18 protein-coding genes and 1 tRNA gene are annotated in these 21,734 nt (G+C 59.4%); 12 read left to right on the forward strand and 7 right to left on the reverse strand.

The window, feature by feature from the left end:
* Positions 1 to 7: 7 nt before the first annotated feature.
* The 5 genes from gpmI to AB4P91_RS03695 all read left to right on the forward strand — a co-directional run bounded on the left by gpmI (position 8) and on the right by AB4P91_RS03695 (position 6,702).
* Positions 8 to 1,537 carry a 2,3-bisphosphoglycerate-independent phosphoglycerate mutase gene (gene gpmI / locus AB4P91_RS03675; protein ID WP_395604335.1) on the forward strand — a complete coding sequence of 510 codons (1,530 nt, stop codon included), beginning with the start codon at positions 8 to 10 and terminating at the stop codon, positions 1,535 to 1,537.
* A 253-nt stretch (positions 1,538 to 1,790) separates the two neighbouring features.
* Entirely contained in the window at positions 1,791 to 3,095 is a 1,305-nt protein-coding gene (locus tag AB4P91_RS03680; protein ID WP_150593890.1) for a murein hydrolase activator EnvC, read from the forward strand.
* A 31-nt stretch (positions 3,096 to 3,126) separates the two neighbouring features.
* Complete coding sequence (locus AB4P91_RS03685; RefSeq protein WP_150593889.1) at positions 3,127 to 4,446, forward strand: S41 family peptidase; 1,320 nt, start codon at positions 3,127 to 3,129, stop codon at positions 4,444 to 4,446.
* A 2-nt stretch (positions 4,447 to 4,448) separates the two neighbouring features.
* Positions 4,449 to 5,225 carry a divergent polysaccharide deacetylase family protein gene (locus AB4P91_RS03690; protein WP_395604336.1) on the forward strand — a complete coding sequence of 259 codons (777 nt, stop codon included), beginning with the start codon at positions 4,449 to 4,451 and terminating at the stop codon, positions 5,223 to 5,225.
* Between the two features lie 109 nt (positions 5,226 to 5,334).
* Positions 5,335 to 6,702: a Vps62-related protein gene (locus AB4P91_RS03695; RefSeq protein WP_395604337.1), complete on the forward strand. Its 1,368-nt coding sequence runs from the start codon at positions 5,335 to 5,337 to the stop codon at positions 6,700 to 6,702.
* Here AB4P91_RS03695 and AB4P91_RS03700 read toward each other — a convergent pair.
* Positions 6,683 to 7,438 carry a substrate-binding periplasmic protein gene (locus AB4P91_RS03700; protein WP_395604338.1) on the reverse strand — a complete coding sequence of 252 codons (756 nt, stop codon included), beginning with the start codon at positions 7,436 to 7,438 and terminating at the stop codon, positions 6,683 to 6,685. The two genes, AB4P91_RS03695 and AB4P91_RS03700, sit on opposite strands and share 20 nt — an antisense overlap.
* Before the next feature lie 292 nt (positions 7,439 to 7,730).
* On the opposite strand from AB4P91_RS03700, the gene AB4P91_RS03705 reads away from it, so the two are divergent.
* Positions 7,731 to 9,227 (forward strand): trypsin-like peptidase domain-containing protein, encoded by a 1,497-nt coding sequence (locus tag AB4P91_RS03705; protein ID WP_395604339.1) that lies wholly within the window; start codon positions 7,731 to 7,733, stop codon positions 9,225 to 9,227.
* 60 nt (positions 9,228 to 9,287) lie between these two features.
* On the opposite strand, the gene hisF is transcribed toward AB4P91_RS03705, so the two are convergent.
* The 6 genes from hisF to AB4P91_RS03735 all read right to left on the reverse strand — a co-directional run bounded on the left by hisF (position 9,288) and on the right by AB4P91_RS03735 (position 14,431).
* Positions 9,288 to 10,058 (reverse strand): imidazole glycerol phosphate synthase subunit HisF, encoded by a 771-nt coding sequence (gene hisF, locus AB4P91_RS03710; RefSeq protein WP_007897430.1) that lies wholly within the window; start codon positions 10,056 to 10,058, stop codon positions 9,288 to 9,290.
* Between the two features lie 93 nt (positions 10,059 to 10,151).
* Positions 10,152 to 10,901, reverse strand: a complete 750-nt coding sequence (gene hisA / locus AB4P91_RS03715; protein WP_042557197.1) for a 1-(5-phosphoribosyl)-5-[(5-phosphoribosylamino)methylideneamino]imidazole-4-carboxamide isomerase — start codon at positions 10,899 to 10,901, stop codon at positions 10,152 to 10,154.
* A 101-nt stretch (positions 10,902 to 11,002) separates the two neighbouring features.
* Positions 11,003 to 11,263 (reverse strand): DUF2164 domain-containing protein, encoded by a 261-nt coding sequence (locus AB4P91_RS03720; RefSeq protein ID WP_150593884.1) that lies wholly within the window; start codon positions 11,261 to 11,263, stop codon positions 11,003 to 11,005.
* Positions 11,264 to 11,902: an imidazole glycerol phosphate synthase subunit HisH gene (gene hisH / locus AB4P91_RS03725; RefSeq protein ID WP_150593883.1), complete on the reverse strand. Its 639-nt coding sequence runs from the start codon at positions 11,900 to 11,902 to the stop codon at positions 11,264 to 11,266.
* Positions 11,902 to 12,495, reverse strand: coding sequence for an imidazoleglycerol-phosphate dehydratase HisB (gene hisB / locus AB4P91_RS03730; RefSeq protein WP_042557195.1), 594 nt, complete (start codon positions 12,493 to 12,495; stop codon positions 11,902 to 11,904). The genes hisH and hisB overlap by 1 nt, the downstream gene beginning before the upstream one ends.
* A gap of 271 nt (positions 12,496 to 12,766) precedes the next feature.
* A complete protein-coding gene (locus tag AB4P91_RS03735) occupies positions 12,767 to 14,431 on the reverse strand; it encodes an OFA family MFS transporter (RefSeq protein WP_150593882.1) in 1,665 nt (554 codons plus the stop codon).
* 353 nt (positions 14,432 to 14,784) lie between these two features.
* Between AB4P91_RS03735 and AB4P91_RS03740 the strand changes: the two genes are divergently transcribed.
* The 6 genes from AB4P91_RS03740 (at position 14,785) to AB4P91_RS03765 (ending at position 21,717) form a co-directional block, all read left to right on the forward strand.
* On the forward strand, positions 14,785 to 17,010 hold the full coding sequence (locus AB4P91_RS03740; protein WP_150593881.1) for an AsmA family protein: 2,226 nt from the start codon (positions 14,785 to 14,787) through the stop codon (positions 17,008 to 17,010).
* Positions 17,007 to 18,074, forward strand: a complete 1,068-nt coding sequence (mutY, locus tag AB4P91_RS03745; RefSeq protein WP_150593880.1) for an A/G-specific adenine glycosylase — start codon at positions 17,007 to 17,009, stop codon at positions 18,072 to 18,074. Before AB4P91_RS03740 ends, mutY begins: the two co-directional genes overlap by 4 nt.
* On the forward strand, positions 18,071 to 18,343 hold the full coding sequence (locus tag AB4P91_RS03750; protein ID WP_095190072.1) for an oxidative damage protection protein: 273 nt from the start codon (positions 18,071 to 18,073) through the stop codon (positions 18,341 to 18,343). The genes mutY and AB4P91_RS03750 overlap by 4 nt, the downstream gene beginning before the upstream one ends.
* Positions 18,344 to 18,446: 103 nt before the next feature.
* Positions 18,447 to 18,522 (forward strand) — tRNA-Phe (locus AB4P91_RS03755).
* A 264-nt stretch (positions 18,523 to 18,786) separates the two neighbouring features.
* Positions 18,787 to 20,211 (forward strand): L-lactate permease, encoded by a 1,425-nt coding sequence (locus AB4P91_RS03760; protein WP_395604340.1) that lies wholly within the window; start codon positions 18,787 to 18,789, stop codon positions 20,209 to 20,211.
* Between the two features lie 27 nt (positions 20,212 to 20,238).
* On the forward strand, positions 20,239 to 21,717 hold the full coding sequence (locus tag AB4P91_RS03765; RefSeq protein WP_395604341.1) for a PLP-dependent aminotransferase family protein: 1,479 nt from the start codon (positions 20,239 to 20,241) through the stop codon (positions 21,715 to 21,717).
* The last annotated feature ends 17 nt before the right edge of the window (positions 21,718 to 21,734 follow it).

The raw sequence follows: 21,734 nt of genomic DNA on the forward strand, positions 1-21,734 counted from the left end.
GGATTCCATGACTACCACGCCTAAACCTTTGGTCCTGATCATTCTCGACGGCTTCGGTCACAGCGACAGCCCCGAATCCAATGCCGTTTTTGCGGCGAAGAAGCCTGTGCTGGATCGCCTGACGGCCAACCAGCCGAACGGCTTGATCTCGGGCAGCGGCATGGACGTCGGTCTGCCGGACGGCCAGATGGGCAACTCCGAAGTCGGCCACATGAACCTCGGCGCCGGTCGTGTGGTGTATCAGGACTTCACCCGCGTGACCAAATCGATCCGCGACGGCGAGTTCTTCGAGAACCCGACCATCTGCGCCGCTGTGGACAAAGCCGTGGCTGCCGGCAAAGCCGTGCACTTCATGGGCCTGCTGTCGGAGGGCGGCGTGCACAGCCACCAGGATCACCTGATCGCCATGGCCGAACTGGCCTTCAAGCGCGGCGCCGAAAAAATCTACCTGCACGCCTTCCTCGACGGCCGCGACACGCCACCAAAAAGCGCCGCTTCGTCGATCGAACTGCTTGATGCGACGTTCCAGGCCCTCGGCAAGGGCCGCATCGCCAGCATCGTCGGCCGCTACTTCGCCATGGACCGTGACAACCGCTGGGATCGCGTGGCCCAGGCGTACAACCTGATCGTCGACGGCAACGGCGAATTCAACGCTGCCACCGCTCAGGAAGGCCTGGACGCCGCTTATGCCCGTGGCGAGAGCGACGAATTCGTCAAAGCCACCACCATCGGTGAGCCGGTCAAAGTCGAAGACGGTGACGCCGTGGTGTTCATGAACTTCCGCGCCGACCGTGCTCGCGAGCTGACGCGCGTTTTTGTCGAAGACGATTTCAAGGATTTCGAACGCGCGCGTCAGCCAAAACTGGCCGGTTTCGTCATGCTGACGCAATACGCCGCGAGCATTCCTGCGCCGTCGGCGTTCGCTGCGGGCAGCCTGGAAAACGTGCTGGGCGACTATCTGGCAAAAAACGGCAAAACCCAGCTGCGCATCGCTGAAACCGAGAAATACGCGCACGTCACCTTCTTCTTCTCCGGCGGCCGTGAAGAACCGTTCCCGGGCGAAGAACGCATCCTGATCCCGTCGCCGAAAGTCGCCACTTACGACTTGCAGCCGGAAATGAGTGCACTGGAAGTGACCGACCGCATCGTCGACGCCATTGAAAACCAGCGCTACGACGTGATCGTGGTCAACTACGCCAACGGCGACATGGTCGGCCACAGCGGCGTGTTTGACGCGGCAGTGAAAGCGGTTGAATGCCTGGATACTTGCGTCGGGCGCATCGTCGAAGCACTGGACAAGGTGGGCGGCGAAGCGCTGATCACCGCTGACCACGGCAACGTCGAAAAAATGGCCGATGAAGAAACGCACCAGGCGCACACCGCACACACCACCGAGCCGGTGCCGTTCATTTACGTCGGCAAGCGTGACCTCAAGGTCCGTGAAGGCGGCGTGCTGGCGGATGTGGCACCGACCATGCTCAAGTTGCTGGGCCTGGAAAAACCGGTGGAAATGACCGGGACTTCGATTCTGGTGTAATCCGCGGTCTCAAAACACCGCTCAACCCTGTGGGAGCTGGCTTGCCAGCGATAGCAATCTGACAGCCAACAACTCTGTTGAATGGTCAGACGCCATCGCTGGCAAGCCAGCTCCCACAGGGGTTTATGGGGTTTTCCAAATGGAATTAATCCCGTCTGGCGCTCCAGTTATCACACAGCCCCAATTGGGCGTTTTTTTTGCAGCCTCGGGCGGGCATACTAGGCCGTCCATTACCCTGGTGCCGCCCGCCCCTATGCTTCGCGTCCTGATTGCCCTCGCTCTGACCTGCCTGCTCCAACCGGCCTTCGCTGACGAGCGCGCGCAAACCCAACAGCAGCTGGACGCCACGCGTCAGGACATTGCCGAGCTGAAAAAGCTGCTGAGCAAGGTTCAGGAAGAAAAGTCCGGCGTGCAGAAACAGCTCAAGGGCACTGAGACCGAGCTGGGCAAGTTGCAGAAGCAGGTCGATGCGCTGCAGAAAGAACTGCAGAAAAGCGAATCCGAGCTGCAACGACTCGATGCAGAGAAAAAAAAACTCCAGAGCGCGCGCACTGAACAGCAACGACTGATCGCCATTCAGGCCCGTGCGGCTTATCAGAACGGCCGTCAGGAGTACCTCAAACTGCTGCTCAACCAGCAGAACCCCGAGAAGTTCGCCCGCACCCTCACCTATTACGATTACCTGAGCCAGGCTCGCCTGGAGCAGCTGAAGAACTTCAACGAAACCCTGCGCCAGCTGGCGAATGTCGAAAAAGACATCGGCTTGCAGCAAGCGCAATTGCTGGTCCAGAAAAGCGACCTCGACACTCAGCGCGACGAACTCGAAACAGTTCGCAAGGAGCGCCAGCAAGTGCTGGCCAAGCTCAACGAGGACGTCAAGGCTCGCGACCAGAAACTCGCCGCCCGCGAGCAGGATCAGGCAGACCTGTCTAAAGTCCTCAAGACCATTGAAGAAACCCTGGCCCGTCAGGCCCGTGAGGCAGAAGAAGCGCGAAAAAAAGCGCTGATCGCCCAGCAGGAAGCGGAAAAAAAGCGTTTGCGTGAGGCGCAAGCCCACGCGGATGCAGAATCGGACACCAGCGACGCTCCACGAAAACCTGTCAAATCGTCTCCCGGCGCACTGGTTTCCAGCAGCGGCGAAACCTTTGGCGGGGCTTTCGCGGCCACCCGGGGAAAACTTCCATGGCCGGTTGATGGTCGACTGCTGGCACGCTTCGGTGAAAGCCGTGGCGATGACGCCCGTACCAAGTGGGATGGCGTGATGATCAGCGCCTCCGCCGGCAGCCAGGTGCATGCCGTACACGGTGGGCGCGTGGTGTTTGCCGATTGGCTGCGGGGCGCCGGGTTGCTGGTGATCCTCGATCACGGCAATGGTTTTCTGAGTCTTTACGGTCACAACCAGACACTGCTCAAGTCGGCGGGTGACGTGGTTAAAGCCGGTGAGTCCATCTCTACTGTCGGTAACAGTGGCGGTCAGGACACATCAGCGCTGTATTTCGCAATTCGTCAGCAGGGTCACCCGAGTGATCCGGCGCAATGGTGTCGTGCGCAAGGATAAGCGCACCGCCTAATTCAGGAGTTTGTTCGACATGCTGCATTTGTCCCGCCTTACCTCGCTGGCCCTGACGATCGCCCTGGTGATCGGCGCGCCTCTGGCGTTTGCCGCTCAACCGGCTCCGGCCGTCGCTCCGGCAGGCACAGCTGCGACCTCCAAGGCCCCGCTGCCGCTGGAAGAGTTGCGCACCTTTGCCGAGGTCATGGACCGGATCAAAGCCGCATACGTCGAGCCGGTGGACGACAAGACCCTGCTGGAAAACGCGATCAAGGGCATGCTCAGCAACCTTGATCCGCACTCGGCTTACCTGGGCCCTGAAGACTTCACCGAGCTGCAGGAAAGCACCAGCGGCGAGTTCGGCGGCCTGGGCATTGAAGTCGGCGCCGAAGACGGCTTTATCAAGGTCGTCTCGCCAATCGATGACACGCCTGCGTCGAAGGCCGGCATTCAGGCTGGCGACTTCATCGTCAAGATCAACGGTCAGCCGACTCGCGGCCAGACCATGACCGAAGCCGTGGACAAGATGCGCGGCAAGATCGGCCAGAAAATCACCTTGACCCTGGTACGCGACGGTGGCCCGCCATTCGACGTGACCCTGGCGCGCGCCGTGATTCAGGTGAAGAGTGTCAAGTCGCAGCTGCTGGAGTCGGGCTACGGCTATATCCGCATCACTCAGTTCCAGGTCAAGACCGGCGATGAGGTCTCCAAGGCCCTGGCGAAGATGCGCAAGGACAACGGCAAGAAGCTCAACGGCATCATTCTTGACCTGCGCAACAACCCGGGTGGCGTGTTGCAGGCCGCGGTGGAAGTGGTCGACCACTTCATCACCAAAGGTCTGATCGTCTACACCAAAGGCCGGATCGCCAACTCCGAGCTGCGCTTCTCTGCCACCGGCAAAGACGAAAGCGAAGCAGTGCCGATGGTCGTGCTGATCAACGGTGGCAGCGCCTCGGCGTCGGAAATCGTCGCCGGCGCCCTGCAGGACCAGAAACGCGCCGTGGTCATGGGCACCACCAGTTTCGGCAAAGGCTCGGTACAAACCGTGCTGCCGCTGAACAACGACCGCGCACTGAAGATCACCACCGCGCTGTACTTCACGCCCAATGGCCGCTCGATCCAGGCCCAGGGCATCGTCCCGGACATCGAAGTGCGCAAAGCCAAGATCACCAGCGAGGCGGACAGCGAATACTTCAAGGAAGCCGATCTGCAGGGCCACTTGGGCAACGGCAACGGCGGCGCCGACAAACCAAGCGGTTCCGCAGGCAAGGCCAAGGCCATGCCGCAGGATGACGATTACCAACTGGCCCAGGCCCTGAGCCTGCTCAAAGGCCTGAGCATTACGTCCGGCCGCTGAGGATGTCTTTGCGTTTCGTCCTGGTTCTGCTGTGCTGTCTGGCGGGTGCTGCTCACGCACAACCCGCCGGCTCTACGCCTCACAAAGCCTACCTGACACTGATCATCGACGACCTGGGGCAAAGCCTGCCCCGGGATCGCCGTGTGCTGGCCCTGCCCGGCCCGGTGACCGCGGCGATCATGCCCGACACCCCCCACGCCACCGAGTTCGCCCGTGAAGCCCATCGTGCCGGCAAGATCGTCATCTTGCACATGCCGATGGATCCGGCGACCGGCCCGTACGCCTGGCATCCCGAACTGCCCATCGAAGAACTCGAAAAGCGCCTGAACGCCGCGTTCAAAATGGTCCCCTACACCGCTGGCATCAATAACCACATGGGCAGCCGAATGACGGCGCAACCGGAGGCAATGGCCTGGTTGATGGGGGAATTGCAGCGCCGTCACAAGTTCTTCGTCGACAGCCGCACCAGTGCGCAGACCGTGGCTGCGCAGCAAGCGCAGAAGATTGATCTGGCGAGTGTTTCGCGCGATGTTTTTCTCGATGACGAGCGCACCGAGGCGGCGATCTTCACCCAGTTGCAGACCGCGATCAGCCTCGCGCGCAAACAGGGTTCAGCGGTAATGATCGGCCATCCTTACCCACAAACGCTGGCCGTGCTGGAGCGAGAGTTACCCAAGCTCAAGGCTCAAGGCATTGATTGGATCGACATCAAACAAATGATCAGCGTGCGCAGCAATCGCGCCATGGCCGGTCATGGCAAAGACGGGACGTATCGGTAATTCCATACGATATATAGATACCACCAGCAGCATCACCCAAATTCCGATAGTGAGACCTCCAACAGGTCGCGACTCCGTTGAGTCGCTTTTTCAACTATCAGGATTGATCATGACTACCCTAGACAACACTGCACCATCCGATTGGCAAAGAGCGCCCATCAGGGTGGACAACCTGCTGATCGACTTCACAACCGAGTACCGGAGTATCTGGGATACCTACGGTTCAGACTCGGTACAGGCCTCCTTCTGGCGCCCCACCCCAGCCCCCGACGTGTTGCCCGGCTATTTTCCATTGGGCGACGTTGCCGTTCTTGGCCGGCAAAACATCGACGACAGAAAAATCGTGGCCGTCGTGTGCGAGGCGACCACGCAGGGCACCGATCCCGACAAAGGCAAGGCACTCGCCGCGCCTGTCGACTACGAGCTGATCTGGAATGACTTGGGCTCGGGCGCAACCAAAAGCGGTTCGATCTGGCGCCCCATCCCGCCGGAGGGTTATGTGGCCCTCGGATCTGTGTGTTCCAGCCATTACGAGAAGCCCTCTCGCAACGCCGTACGTTGCGTGCGCGCCGACTTGGTGAGCGCGTCAGCCGCCTGCGTGCCGATATGGAACGACAAGGGCAGCGGTGCAGTGAAGAGCGTCAGCACCTGGAGTGCCGTTCCACCTGCCGCCGCATCGGGTGAAATACACCTGGCTCCGGGCATTTTTATCGGGTCCAGCGGCCATTCGTTACCGGAGAATTTTCTTGTTTACTCGTTGCGCATGCACATCCCGCTTCAAATCAATCCGAAGCCAACAGCGCCAGTGCTTCTTGGAGAAATGCCGACACCTCTTAACGAGCCTGATCAGCCGACTTTCATCGCCAGACTTCCCTGGTTTGCAGTGAAAGACCCGCTGTTCACGCCGCTTGAGCAGCGACAACACTCACCGTCCTACCAACTGGAACGCACGGATCAGTACATCCTCATCGGTCATGGTCACAACACCGGGCAAGAAAGCACGACGTTCAGGTGGTCGGCCCAACGCGCGCAGGGAACAAGAGGCCAATGGGCATTTTCCAGAATCACTTCAGTCGAGTTCGGCGCCCAATGGACCAGCCAACAGCCCGATCCGTTTCTGTTTTCGGCGCGGCTGAACTCTGATCTGGCTCAATGCGAAATACCTGCCAGAGAATGGCTCGACACCTCACCCATCGACGTTGTCGCGGTTGTGGATGGCAATAAAGCAGTGGCGGTTTATCTGATCCAGAGCGACTACAGGCTGGTGCGCTCGGACGGCACCAGCGCGGTATACACGCATTTCATAGATGGCCGCAGCTTGCACATCAGCCAGTACACGCCAGGGGCGCCGGCAGCCATTATCGCTCCCGTAGCGGAACCGGAAGAGGCAACGGTCGTGGACATCCCGGTTGATAACGAGAACGCGGGCGTAACACCGGAAGCGGAGGTGTCCAGCACTACAGATACCGCGCCATGATTTCGTCCACTACACCTTCTTTGCGCAGTTGATCGAGCGCGTCCTGCAGCCTGGCGACGACGTCATCGGAGACGTCCTTGTTTAACGCCAGGTATAACTCGGCGCTATTGAAGCGCAGCACCGTTTTCAGCCCCGTCACACCCTCCTGCCGCGCGAGGTAACGCCCGGCAGGATCTCCCGTTGCCCACAGATCAATCTGTCCGCTGACCAGTTTCTTGGCGTTGTCCTGATCGCGCAGCACGACCACGGGCTTCAAACCTTGCTTTGTCAGCGTCTCGGCAATCGCGTCGCCTTTATAGGCGCCGATTGTGTACTTGCGCGCGTCATTGAGGGTTTCGAGGGTGATCTTGCTGTCAGCCTTGGCCAACAGGATCCAGTCGTCGGGGCCGATCGGACCGACCCACTTGAAGAGTTTTTCGCGATGCGGCAGACGCGCCATCACGAAGGCGCCGTAACCGGGATTTTCCAGCGCCTGTTTGTACACCCGCTCCCAGGGGAACCGCAGGGTCAGGCTGTAAGTGACGCCGGCACGCTGGAATATCTCGCGAACGATGTCGGTAGCGATGCCGTTGATGTTGTCGCCCTGGGCGAAATTCTTGCCGTTCTTCGCCATGTTGTAGGGCGGGAAATTTTCGGTGAGGAGCACCAGATCAGTGTCGGGGCTGTTTTCGGCCCGGACGGTGTTGAGCAGCAACACAGAGGCACTGGCAAGAACAAGAAGCAGGCGTTTGATCATGTCGGGCTACCGAAATCCATGGCGTGCCCAAGAGTGCCTTGGGCACGCCATGCTGTCCACTGGCCTGTACCGTTTTAGCGCATCCGAATCTCGCGGTACTCATCGGACTGATTCCAGTTGGCGCTCTTTCATCTGGCAGGGTACAGAAAATCAAATAAAAAACATCTGACAGAAAGAGTACGCTTACAACTGGGCACACAACCAACAACGCATACCAAACTACTTAACTTAAACTCTTTCAACTACAACCGCCCATCTAACTCTCAGCTTAAAAACAGGCCAAGGATCGGTCATGAAATATAAAAGTAAAATGCTATCCGTCTTCTTCCTGTTATTGCTTTGTCTTACCCAGACATCTTGTGCACAGCCTGTGCCCGAAGCACCAGAACCCCTGTTATTGAATAATGCCAAGGGTGAAAACAGTCACTTGAATGGCATTGGGCAAATCCTCAGAGGAACCAGAAGATATTGCACAGCCTTCCTGCTCGACACTCGCGATGGCGATAGCAATGCGCAAGGCCCGGCCTATGTATTGACCAGTGCACACTGCGCTTCACTGCGCATGGGAACAGCAGTCGATGCGCCTTATCAGGGCCAAGTGCAGTTCAAGTACTTTCAAGACACTCTGGAAGGCGCAAAGCGCTACGAGATTCAAAAGGTCAAGTGGGCAAGTCTGGCCGGCACCGATGTCGCAATCATGCAGCTTGAGAGCTCATTTGAAACGCTGCTCGACGACGGCATAAACCCGCTGAAAACCGCCTCCGCCGCACCTGACAGCCCCATGCAGGTTCAGGTCATCGGGGCACCCGCCAGCGCCCCCGGACTGCGACTTTCTACCTGCACGCAGGAACAGGCGGATACCACGCTGATCAAATTCTCGACCGTTCATACGCGCTATCAGAAACAGAACTGCAAAGGCATTGAACCGGGCTCATCGGGCTCTGCTGTGCTGGATGCGACGACAGGCGAAGTGACCGGAGTCATGTCCGGGACCACTTACGGCATCACGGCCGATGACTTGTGCTTTTGGCATGGGCTCTGCGGCAATCGCGATAGCCGATCGATCTTGCCCGATCAGGCCAGCCAAAGTTTTGCAGCTGATTACCTCATGTCCTGCTTCACTGAAGGGCGGTTCAATATTGATGCATCGTCGTGCAGGTTAAAACCCAACTTCGACTTCAGGTCTAAAAACCATACAGATATTGCCCTTCATAAAACTCCTGCTGCCAGCGATATTAAAACACCGGCTTGGGGCATCCAATATTCTATGAATAGAAACTTCTATCGATCAAAAACTGTACGTGATGCACAGGACTGTTATTCACCAGCACACTACAACGATGCCGTAAGTACACTAGGCGGAATGATAGATACACCGATCGGCCGCGAGGCTGGTTTATATTATCTGTGTGTTGTGGGCACCGACTCCGTGGAGCAACAACTCACCGTCGGCTCACTTGAAAACGTACAAATCCTGGCCGCACGTCTCGTCGACGCTGTTGCAAGCAGGTTGCCCGAACCGACACCTGAAATCACGCCTGACGCTGATTATCTTTTAATCAAATATCGTGAACCCGACGATCGCAATAACTGGACTCAGATATACGCCGGCCCCGTGGGAGCAACTGACTGCGCAGTTGTCGATCCCATGTCCTACACCAAGATAGGCGACAGCTTTCTGGTACCGCTCGATGCTCTGCCATTGACGCTGTGCAGTTACACCATGGATCGGAATCTAAGCACTTCAGAGGTCCGTACAGATCAGCTGCAACGCTCTGGCACAGATTGATGACCTGGCCGCTTGACGATCGATCTGAACCGCCAAGCGGCGCCGCCCCATCCGTGGCGTTTAGCGCATCACAATCCCGCGATGGGCCATATAGGCCTTGGCTTCCTGCACAGTGTATTCGCCGAAGTGGAAAATACTCGCCGCCAACACTGCGCTGGCGTGGCCTTCAAGAATGCCGTCGGCCAAGTGCTGCAAGTTGCCGACACCACCGGAAGCGATCACTGGAATGCCCAGTGCATCGCTGATGGCACGGGTCACGCCGAGGTCGAAACCGTTTTTCATGCCGTCCTGATCCATGCTGGTCAGCAGGATCTCACCGGCACCCAGGCCTTCCATTTTCTTCGCCCACTCGACCGCGTCCAAACCGGTCGGCTTGCGTCCACCGTGGGTGAAGATTTCCCAGCGCGGGGTTTCGCCCGGGCCGGAAACCTTCTTCGCATCAATGGCGACGACGATGCACTGCGAGCCGAAGTGCTGCGCGGCTTCGCCAACGAATTCCGGGTTGAACACGGCTGCGGTGTTGATCGACACCTTGTCCGCGCCGGCATTGAGCAGGTTGCGAATGTCTTGCACGGTGCGCACGCCGCCGCCAACGGTCAGCGGGATGAACACCTGACTGGCCATGCGCTCGACGGTGTGCAGCGTGGTGTCGCGGCCATCGACGCTGGCGGTGATATCGAGAAAGGTAATCTCGTCGGCGCCCTGCTCGTCATAACGACGGGCGATTTCCACCGGGTCACCGGCGTCGCGGATGTTCTCGAACTTCACACCTTTGACGACCCGGCCGTTATCCACGTCCAGGCAAGGGATGATGCGCTTGGCTAACGCCATGGGCCTAATCTCCGATTAAGAGTTGCAAGCTTCAAGCTACGAGCTGCAAGAAAAAGCCGATCACGGTCGATTTTCTAACTTGCAGCTTGCAGCTTACAACTTGGAGCTGGCCGCGTAGCCATCACAAAAAGATTGAGCCTCTGCAACATCCAAAGTGCCCTCATAGATCGCGCGGCCGGTGATGGCGCCGATGATGCCCGGCGCCCTGGCGTCGAGCAGCGACTTGATGTCACCGAGGTTGTGGATACCGCCGGAAGCGATCACCGGGATCTTGGTTGCAGCAGCCAGCGCAGCGGTGAACGGTACGTTGCAGCCTTGCATCATGCCGTCTTTGGCGATGTCGGTATAAACGATCGAAGACACGCCGTCGGCCTCAAACTGCTTGGCCAGATCGATGACCTGCACGGTGCTGATTTCAGCCCAGCCGTCAGTGGCGACAAAACCGTCCTTGGCGTCGAGGCCGACGATGATTTTGCCCGGGAACGCGCGGCACGCTTCGGCGACGAAGGCCGGATCTTTCACGGCTTTGGTGCCGATGATCACGTAGCTCACGCCAGCCTTGACGTAGTGCTCGATGGTTTCCAGCGAGCGAATCCCGCCGCCGATCTGGATCGGCAGGTTCGGATAGCGTTTGGCGATGGCGGTAACCACTTCGCCGTTGACCGGCTGGCCTTCGAAGGCGCCGTTCAGGTCGACCAGATGCAGACGACGGCAGCCGCCCTCCACCCACTTGGCAGCCATGCTCACCGGGTCATCGGAGAACACCGTGGAATCTTCCATGCGGCCCTGGCGCAGACGCACGCAGGCACCGTCTTTAAGATCGATAGCAGGAATAATTAGCATGCTTTTCCTTCGTCAAAGAGCTGCAAGCTGCAAGCTTTAAGCTGCAAGCGCGCACGTGTGTCTGATTCTTGCAGCTGACAGCTTGAAGCTTGCAGCTGCTCCTAATTTTTTTCGAGCGCCCACAGGTCGCTTTCGATGCTTTCAAACCGCTCTTTGAGGTGGGTCTGCACATCGAAAATCGCCCTGTTGTAATAGTGCGGAGCAATTTCGCGGGTAAACAGCTCAAGAATTTCTGCCGCTTCGAACGAACCCAGGTCCAGTTCGAAACGATCCTCCATGAACCGCTTGATCTTGTGATTGGCCTCGTTCTCCTGTTCGGGAGTGAGGGTCAGGATCGGCGGTCTGGACTTCTTGGCAGCCATTTACCAGCGACCGTCCCACGCAGCGAAGTTCTGCAGCAATTGCAGGCCATGGGTATGGCTCTTCTCCGGGTGAAACTGCACGGCGAACCGCGAACCATCGGCCAGCGCTGCAGCGAAATCCACACCGTAATGACCGCCGCCCACCACCTGCCGCGCGTTGGCGGCGGCAATGTAGTAGCTGTGCACGAAATAGAAACGCGCCATGTCCGGAATGTCGTGCCACAGCGGGTGACTGACCTTGTGCTTCACCTCGTTCCAGCCCATGTGCGGGACTTTCAGGTGTTCGCCGTCTTCATGCAGGTCTTTGCCGAAGAACTTCACCGCGCCCGGGAACAGGCCGATGCAGTCGACGCCGTCGTTCTCTTCGCTGGTATCGAGCAAGGCTTGCATGCCGACACAGATGCCGAGGAACGGACGGTCCTGGCTGACTTCACGCACCAGCGAATCAAACCCGAGGCGACGGATCTCCGCCATGCAATCGCGAATCGCGCCGACACCCGGAAACACCACGCGGTCAGCTTCGCGGATCACGTCCGCATCACTGGTGATCAACACTTTACCGGCGCCGACGTGCTCGAGGGCCTTGGCCACCGAGTGCAGGTTACCCATGCCGTAATCGATAACTGCAACCGTCTGCATTACAGAACGCCTTTGGTCGATGGCATCTGCCCGGCCATGCGCTCGTCGAGCTCGACAGCCATGCGCAGCGCGCGGCCGAAAGCCTTGAACACGGTTTCGATCTGGTGGTGAGTGTTGGTGCCACGCAGGTTGTCGATGTGCATGCTGACCAGCGCGTGGTTGACGAAGCCCTGGAAGAATTCCTGGAACAGGTCAACGTCGAAGCCGCCAACAGTGGCGCGGGTGTACGGCACGTGCATTTGCAGGCCCGGACGACCGGAGAAATCGATCACCACGCGCGACAGCGCTTCATCGAGCGGTACATAGGCGTGGCCGTAGCGACGGATGCCTTTTTTATCGCCGATGGCTTTGGCGAAAGCCTGGCCGAGGGTGATACCGACGTCTTCCACCGTGTGGTGGTCGTCGATATGCAGATCGCCCTTGCATTCGATATCCAGGTCGATCAACCCGTGACGGGCAATCTGATCCAGCATGTGCTCAAGAAAAGGAACACCGATATCGAATCGGGCCTTTCCGGTGCCATCAAGGTTGATCGAGGCTTTGATCTGGGTTTCCAGAGTGTCGCGCTCGACAGAAGCCTTACGTTCGGCCATCACCAGCTCCGCAAAATCATTGGGCGAAAAAGGCAGCCATTATAGGCACGCGGGCGCGAAACAGAAACACGAGAGGTGATATGACTGACGGAGTGAATCCGGGGGTGTCGCGGCTAGACATGTGCATACAAGCGGATTTGGAGGCACCAGATACAAATGTGGGAGCGAGCTTGCTCGCGAATGCGCAGTGTCAGCCAACACCGATGTCGACTGACACTCCGTCTTCGCGAGCAAGCTCGCTCCCACATGGATACTGCGTTTTACCAATGACCTAGTTAAACAGTACCGCCGTTTTCTGCAGGGTCACCCACACACCCCACGCCAGCGGAATACCCACCACCAGCCACGCAGCGACGGCCAACGGCTTGCTGCCCGGTGCCGCTTTCCATTCCAGAACGGTGGTCGCATCGGCACCTTTGTCATGGCCCAGCGCCTGTTCGGCAGCCAGTTCAGCGTCGGTCATGAAGTACTTGTCAGCCACCGGGCGCACCAGCAGGTTGCACAGGAAGCCCAGCACCAGCAGACCTGCGAGGATATACAGGGTGATGTCATAAGCGGCAGCGCGCTCAACGCCGATGCTCAGTTGGTACTCACGCAGGTAGTTCACCAGCACCGGACCAAGCACACCGGCCGCCGCCCAAGCGGTCAACAGACGACCGTGGATCGCGCCAACCATCTGCGTTCCGAACAGGTCGGCCAGATACGCCGGAACCGTGGCAAAACCACCGCCGTACATCGACAGGATGATGCAGAACGCCGCCACGAACAGCGCAACGTTGCCCAGGTGTCCCAGGTTCGGGATCAGCGCGTACAGGGCAAAGCCCAGCGCAAAGAACACGAAATAAGTGTTTTTACGGCCCAGGTAGTCCGAGAACGATGCCCAGAAAAAACGGCCACCAATGTTGAACAGGCTCAGCAGACCGGTAAAACCGGCAGCAATCGCGGCGATGGAAGCCAGTTGCCCGGCATCCAGCTGGCCGAACGGCAGGTCAACACCAATCAATTTGCCGCCGAACACTTCCTGCAACAATGGCGAAGCCATACCGAGGATGCCGATACCGGCAGAGACGTTCAGGCACAGCACCAGCCACACCAGACGGAATTGCGGGGTTTTCCACGCCACATTCACGTGTACGTGACGATGAGTGATCATCGCGTTCGCGGCTTTTTTCGCCGGAGCGGTCCAGCCTTCAGGCTTCCAGCCGGTTGGCGGCACGCGGTAGGACAATGCCCCGCCGATCATGAACACGAAGTAGATCGCGGCCATCACCAGGAAGCTCTGCCACACGCCGACACTGGTCGGCGATGCGAAGTGGCCCATCAGCGCTGCAGCCAACGGTGCACCGACCATCGCGCCACCACCGAAGCCCATGATCGCCATGCCGGTCGCCATGCCGCGCTTGTCCGGGAACCACTTGATCAGGGTCGACACCGGCGAGATGTAGCCCAGGCCCAGACCGATACCACCGATCACGCCGGAACCGATCCACATCAACCAGATCTGGTGGGTATAAATCCCCAGCGCCGAAATCAGCAGACCGCCGCACCAGCACAGAGCCGATACCACGCCAGCCTTACGTGGCCCGGCGTGTTCCAGCCAGCCACCCCAGATCGCTGCCGAGCAGCCGAGGAAGATGAAGAACAGGGTGTAAATCCAGCCCAACATCGAGATCGGCCAATCGCATTGCGACGAGAAGACCTGTGCGATGAAGCTCATGTCCGGCGCGCAAGCCACCGGTGCAGTAACGCCCAGCGCCTTGGACAACGGCAACCAGAACACCGAAAAGCCGTAAGCCATGCCGATGCACAGGTGAATGGCCAGAGCGGCCGGTGGAACCAGCCAACGGTTGAAACCGGGCTTGGCGATGATGCGTTCCTTGGACAGGAACGCGGGCTGATCGGCTTTGAAGCCGTCCGCCGTGATGCTCGTGCTCATTGTGTATCCCCCAATTATTAGTATGGTTCGCCAGCCACTGTTCACCCCCGGCCTTATGCACGCAGGCATGACCGTTTTTTTGAGTGAAGCTCCTTGAAGGCGCGACGTTAAGTCGCAGAAGGACGGACGAACCGGCAAAGGTTACCATTTGCACGTGACAGAAAAACCAAACTGATATCACCTTTTTTCTGTCACCTGATCTCATCTGTGCGGGGAACCCCCATCGCATCCGTTGTCGAAGCGCTACAAGCGGCGAGTCAACGACCTCGGCAGGACGCCTCAGCAGTGAAGACTGATGCAGCGCTATACTCCCCGGCTAAATTACGAATTCGACTAATTACAAGGACTCGCCCATGAAAGCGTTCGGCAAAATCCTGGGTCTGGTACTTCTCGGGCTGTTGCTGATCATTGTGGCGGCAGGCTTTGCCCTGACCCACCTCTTCGATCCCAACGACTATAAAGACGAGATCCGCCAGATAGCCCGCGACAAGGCCCACATCGAGCTGACGCTCAATGGCGATATCGGCTGGAGCCTGTTCCCGTGGCTCGGCCTGGAATTGCACGAAGCCAGCGTCGCCACCCTGGCCAAACCCGCCGAACCGTTTGCCGACTTGCAGATGCTCGGCCTGTCCGTGCGCGTGCTGCCGCTGTTGCGCCGCGAAGTGCAGATGAGCGATGTGCGCGTCGAAGGTCTCAACCTGCGCCTGAACCGTGACAAGAACGGCCACGGCAACTGGGAAGACATCGGCAAGGTGCCAGTCGCGCCCGGTGCAACGCCGCCAGCAACCACCCCAGGCCAACCCGCCAGCGAGCCCACTGTAGCGGTGGAAAAACCGGCGCAGCCAATCCGCCTCGACATTGACAGCCTGACCGTCAACAACGCCCGCGTTGAATACACCGACGAACTGAGCGGCAAGCAGTTCAGCGCCGAGAGCATTCAGTTGAGCACCGGCCCGGTGCACGACTCGACCAACATCCCGATCAAGGCCACGGCATTTCTCGGCACCAATCAACCGGTGCTGCGCGTGCGCACCGAACTCAACGGCGAGCTGCGCTTCGAGCGCGCCCTGCAACGCTATAAATTCGAAGACATGAAGCTCTCCGGCGAAGTGGCGGGCGATCCGCTGCAAGGCAAGACCATGACCTTCTCCGCCCAAGGGCAGATATTGCTCGATAAAGCCGCAAACGTCGCCGAATGGACCGGGATCAAGATCTCCGCCAACCAATTGCGCGCCTTGGGTGAACTGAAAGCCAACGACCTCGACAAGACCCCGCAGATCACTGGCGGCATCTCGATCGCCCAGTTTGATCTGGCGAAATTCGTCGACAGCATCGGTCAAAAACTGCCGGCCATGGCCGAAGGCAGCCTGAGCAAAGTCGAACTGGTCAGCCGCATCGCGGCCACACCGACCAGCGTCGCGTTCGACAACATCAACCTGAAACTTGACGACAGCAGCTTCAGCGGGCGCATCGCCGTCGAAGACTTCGCCAAGCAATCGCTGCGGGCGATCCTCAAGGCAGACACCTTCAACGTCGACCGTTACCTGCCGCCGAAATCGGAAAAGGCCAACAGCGCCACGCAAACGCGTCAGGCCGAAGTCGCCAGCACCGAAGCCAATGCCATCGCCGGTGCGGGTTCTACGCCGCTGCCAGACAAGCCGAGCAAAACCGCCTGGAGCACCGAGCGCCTGCTGCCGGTTGAACGCCTGGCCAAACTCGATGTGGACGCCGACCTCACTTTCGGCCAACTGACCCTCGACAAACTGCCGATCCAGAATGCCGCGCTCAAAGCCACCGGCCAGGGCGGTCTGCTGACCCTCGGCAACCTCAGCGGCGAGCTGTACAACGGCGGCTTCGAAGCCAAGGGCACCCTCGACGTGCGCCCGAGCGCTCCGGTGCTCAACCTGCAGACCAAAATCAACCGCGTGCCAGCGGAAAAAATCCTCGAAAGCCAAGGCAAAAAACCGCCCGTCACAGGCCTGGTAACATTGACCAGCAACCTCACCGGCAGCGGCAACAGCCAACAGGCGCTGATCGACAGCCTCAACGGCAACGCCAGTTTTGTCATCAACAACGGCGTGCTGCTCAACGCCAACCTTGAGCAGCAGCTGTGCAAAGGCATCGCCACCCTCAATCGCAAATCACTCAGTGGCGAGCCACGGGGCAAGGACACTCCGTTCCAGGAACTCAAGGGCAACCTGACCTTCCGTAACGGCATCGCCAGCAACCCGGACCTCAAGGTTCGTATTCCGGGCATGACCGTCAACGGTGACGGCGACATCGATCTGCGAGTGCTGGGCATGGACTACCGCGTCGGCATCATCGTCGAAGGCGACACCAGCGCCATGCCGGATCCGGCCTGTCAGGTCGGCGACAAATTCGTCGGCATCGAGTGGCCACTGCGTTGCCGTGGTCCGCTGGAACTGGGCGCCAAGGCATGCCGCCTGGACAACGAACGCATGGGCCAGGTCGCAAGCAAACTGGCCGGCGACAAACTCAGCGAGAAGATCGACGAGAAACTTGGCGACAAGGTCAGCCCGGAATTGAAAAACGCATTGAAGGGGCTGTTCAAGCGATGAGAGCGGAGCAGTTTTCAGAGGCGGTGCTGGATTGGTTCGACCGCCATGGCCGCCACGATTTGCCTTGGCAGCAGGACATCAACCCGTATCGGGTGTGGGTGTCGGAAATCATGTTGCAGCAGACTCAGGTCAGCACTGTGCTCAACTACTTCGACCGCTTCATGGCCGCGCTGCCAACAGTCGAAGCCTTGGCCGAAGCGCCGGAAGACGAAGTGCTGCACCTGTGGACCGGCCTGGGTTACTACACCCGCGCACGCAATCTGCAGAAAACCGCGAAGATCGTCGTCAGCCAGTACGCTGGCGAGTTTCCGCGCGATGTCGAGAAGCTGGTGGAGCTGCCGGGGATCGGCCTGTCCACCGCTGGTGCCATCGCGAGCATCAGCATGGGCCTGCGCGCGCCGATCCTCGATGGCAACGTCAAACGCGTTCTGGCGCGTTTTACCGCGCAAGAGGGCTACCCCGGCGAGCCGAAAGTCGCCAAACAGCTGTGGGCCAATGCAGAGCGCTTTACACCGCATGATCGGGTCAACGCCTACACCCAGGCAATGATGGATCTCGGCGCCACGCTGTGCACCCGCAGCAAGCCGAGCTGCCTGCTGTGTCCGCTGGAGCGTGGCTGCGAAGCCCACATGCTCGGCCTGGAGACGCGCTATCCGATTCCCAAGCCGCGCAAAACCATCCCGCAGAAGCGCACGCTGATGCCGATGCTCGCCAATGGTGACGGGGCGATTCTGCTTTATCGCCGCCCTTCGACGGGTTTGTGGGGCGGTTTGTGGAGCCTGCCGGAACTCGACGACCTCGACGACCTGCAACATCTCGCCGATCAGCACTCCCTGGCACTGGGCGAGCAGCAGGCGCTGCCGAGCCTCGTCCACACGTTCAGTCATTTCCAGCTGTCCATCGAACCCTGGCTGGTTCAGGTGCAGGAAGCCAGCCATCACGTGGCCGAGGCCGACTGGCTCTGGTATAACCTCGCCACCCCGCCGCGCCTGGGCCTCGCCGCCCCGGTCAAAACCTTGCTCGAACGCGCGGCCGCCGTCTTGAATGCAGGAGAGTCGCCATGACCCGCACCGTAATGTGCCGCAAGTACAAAGAACAACTCGAAGGCCTGGAACGCCCACCGTACCCGGGCGCCAAAGGGCAGGACATTTTTGACAACGTCTCGGCCAAGGCCTGGGCCGACTGGCAGAAACACCAGACCCTGCTGATCAACGAAAAACGCCTGAACATGATGAATGCCGAAGATCGCAAATTTCTGCAGGGCGAAATGGACAAGTACTTCTCCGGCGAGGAATACGCCCAGGCCGAAGGCTACGTTCCGCCTGCGCAGTAACCCCGTCAAATCGGGGGTCGGATCGTAAGCGACGGAATTAATTTAAGAAATTTTAAAAAAGTCGTTGACGAGAATCCGAAAAACCCTTTTAATGCGCCCCGTTGCCCAGATAGCTCAGTCGGTAGAGCAGGGGATTGAAAATCCCCGTGTCGGCGGTTCGATTCCGTCTCTGGGCACCAAATACCGAAACCCTGAATCGCAAGATTCAGGGTTTTTTTATGCCTGCGATTTAATCCCCTCCCCCTCGCCTGCGCTTCTCTCGGCATCCATCTCCCTCGGGTGTATTGGAAAAAACCCGAAATCTGTATCTCTCCCCGCGCAGGAAAACTCGCCAGTATTTCTACAAGCCTTGGCGATCCCGTGCCTGGCCATACCTCGCGCCCCGCAAACACTCTGGACCTTTCAAGTCATCAGAGCGCATTACCTGTTCTGGAAAACTGTGCATGAGCTCTCTCTTGTTGCAAATGTCCCCCATCGTTCTGGTCATCGCATTGATCCTGATCGTGCGCCGGCCGCCGGTTCAAGCCGCGCTGGCCGGCGTGGCGCTGGTGCTGATGTTGTGGGCGTTGGGCGCTGCCGGGCCTGTGTCGGCGGCGATCTCATCGGCGATCTTTCAAGACACCACGCTCCTGTTTCTCAGCACCGCGTGCGTGATCGTTCCGGGGCTGGCTTTCGTCATCCTGGTCGAGCGCGGTGGTGCGCCTCAGGCCATCGGTGCCTGGGTCAAGGAGCTCGGCTGGACACCGCCGGCACAGATCATCTTCATCGTGCTGGGCCTGGCGCCGTTGCTTGAAGCCATGACGGGTTTCGGCGTCTCGCTGATCGCCACGGTGCCGCTGTTGATGGGCCTGTTCACGCGACAGTCGGGGATGAAAATCGCGCTGGCCGGGATGGTCATCATGCCGTGGGGCACTTTGGGGCTGGCGACGGTGATTGGCGCGCTGCTCACGCACTTGCCGGCGGCAACCCTCGGCAGTCATTCGGCGCTGATCAGTGCGCCGGTGTTCCTCTGCCTGGCCGCGATTGCCATGTGGCAGGGCGGCATCCGTAGCGTCTCGCCGTGGCTGGGGCTGATCGGGGTGACGGCGCTGTTTGTTGCGGTGCTGTTTTCCATCAACCTGTGGATCGGGCCGGAAGTCTCCGGTGTGCTGGCCGGTCTGGCCGTAGCCTGCATAGGCTTGGGCATCTCGTTCGCGCAACGCAAAAAACGCGTGCGCTGGCCGAGCGCGGCGTGGCCGTACCTGGCCTTGCTGGGGGTGATCGTTGCCTCGCGCGGGTTGTTTGTTCTGTCGGGCTGGGATGCGCTGTGGATCGTCAAAGGCGAACACGTTTCGTGGAAGCCATTGGCGTCCCCGGGGCTGGCCTTGCTGATCGTCACTTTGTGGATGGCGATTCGGCAAAGCACTGCAACGGGCTTCCCGTGGAGTGCGCTGTTCGACCGGGCGAAATTTCCGGTCACGACGATTTTCCTTTTTTTGCTGCTGTCCCAAGTGATGGTCAACGCAGGGTTCCTGGTCGAGGCACAGCGCACGCTGCAATCGCTGTCGGGAATTTCACTTGCACCGACGATTGCGTTGCTGGCGGGGATTGCCGGTTATGTCACCGGCTCCAACGTCGGCGGCAATACCCTCGTCATGCCGTCCATCGCTGCACTGACCACTGAGCACGGTGCGTGGCTGGCCGCGATGGTCAACAGTGCGGCCGGGCACGGGGCGCTGGGGTCGCTGTCGATTCTGTCGCTGATCACCGGGCTGGCGGGCGCCAACCGGCTTGAAGAGCACAATCTGATCCGATTCGCCTTCGGCCTGGTGGCGCTCAACATCGTCATAGTTGCTGCAACGGGGGGCGTTTTACTCTACTTTCTCTGAATTGTTTCGCGACACAACAGAGAACTCATGGACAGGTTTGATTTGCCGGACAAGCGCTGGCGGATAGTCAAGGATTGGATCATTCGTCAGATCGACAGCGGGGAATGGCCGGCCGATACGAAGCTACCCTCGATCCGCGCCCTGACCCGAATGTTTGAAACCAGCATCACCACCGTTCAACGCGCGCTGGCAGATCTGGAAGCCGATGCCTACGTTTCGACTGTCCCCCGGGTTGGCTATTTCGTCTCGGCTTCAGGCCAGGCGAAACCGGCCAGCGGCGTTGATTTCTCCAGTGTCACGGTCAACGTCAATCATGCGGTGGTCGCGATGCTCTCCCAAGCGGCTTCGCGCACTACCGCGTCATTGAACTCGGCCGTGTTGCACAGCGATCTGACCCCCAATGTGCTGCTCAACAAGTGCCTTTCGGCGCTGGCCGGCAAAGCCGACAACTCGCTGACCGGACTGGTCGCACCGCCCGGCCTGCCAGCGCTGCGCCGGCGGATTGCCGGGCTGATGCTGACCCGTGGCGTGGTTTGCGGGCCAGACGATATTCTGGTGACGTCGGGCGACACGATCGCCCTGGAGCTGGCACTGGAAGCCGTCGCGCCGCGAGGCGCCACCGTCGCCATCGAAACCCCGACCTATTACGGCATCCTGCAAACCATCGAACGCCTGGGCATGCGCGCCCTGCCGATCCGCACGCACGGCAAACTCGGCCTCGACGTCGATCATCTCGAAGAAGCGTTGAAACTGAAAAAGGTCGCGGTGATCTTTCTCAATCCAACTCTGCAGAACCCTCGCGGTTTCATCATGCCCGATGAGACGCGCGCACGGCTGTCACAGATCGCTTGCGACGCGGACGTGCCGATAATCGAGGATGACATTTTTTTCGACCTTGTCCCCGAAGGCGAGCGCCCGCGCGCCATCAAGAGCTACGACAGCAGCGGGCAGACGATTTACTGTTCGTCATTCTCCAAGACCATCGCGCCCGGTTATCGCGTCGGTTGGTGTCTGGCCGGCAAATACCGCAACGCGATTCTGGCGCAGATGTTTTCCCGCAACCTGGCGGTTTCCAGCCTTGCGCAAAATGTCCTCAACGAATTCATCGGGCGCGGCTACATGGAAGAGCACTGCGCCAGGCTCAGGTCGCAACTGGCATCGCATGCGGGCTTTGTCGAAGCGCTGGTGCGCACGGATTTCCCTGCGGGAACCGTGTATGTGCCACCACGCGGGGGGTTCATCCATTGGATCGAGTTGCCGGTACACACGAACATGATGGCGCTGGATCGATTGGCCAGCGAGCGCGGTTGCCACGTGGCCGGGAGCGGGATTTTTTTCGCCGACGGGCATGCCTCCACGGGCGTGCGCATCTGTCTTGGCACAGCGCTGACCTCGGATGTGATCGCAATTCTGAAGGTGATTGCCGAGTGCGCACACCTCGCTTGGCGACCATCAGACGCGCGGCAGATGCTGACTGAACAACTTCAAGAAACAGCGGTTTCCTGACCGCGAAAAGGACTTTC

The sequence above is a fragment of the Pseudomonas sp. B21128 genome (assembly GCF_044218865.1).
GTDB lineage: Bacteria > Pseudomonadota > Gammaproteobacteria > Pseudomonadales > Pseudomonadaceae > Aquipseudomonas > Aquipseudomonas iridis.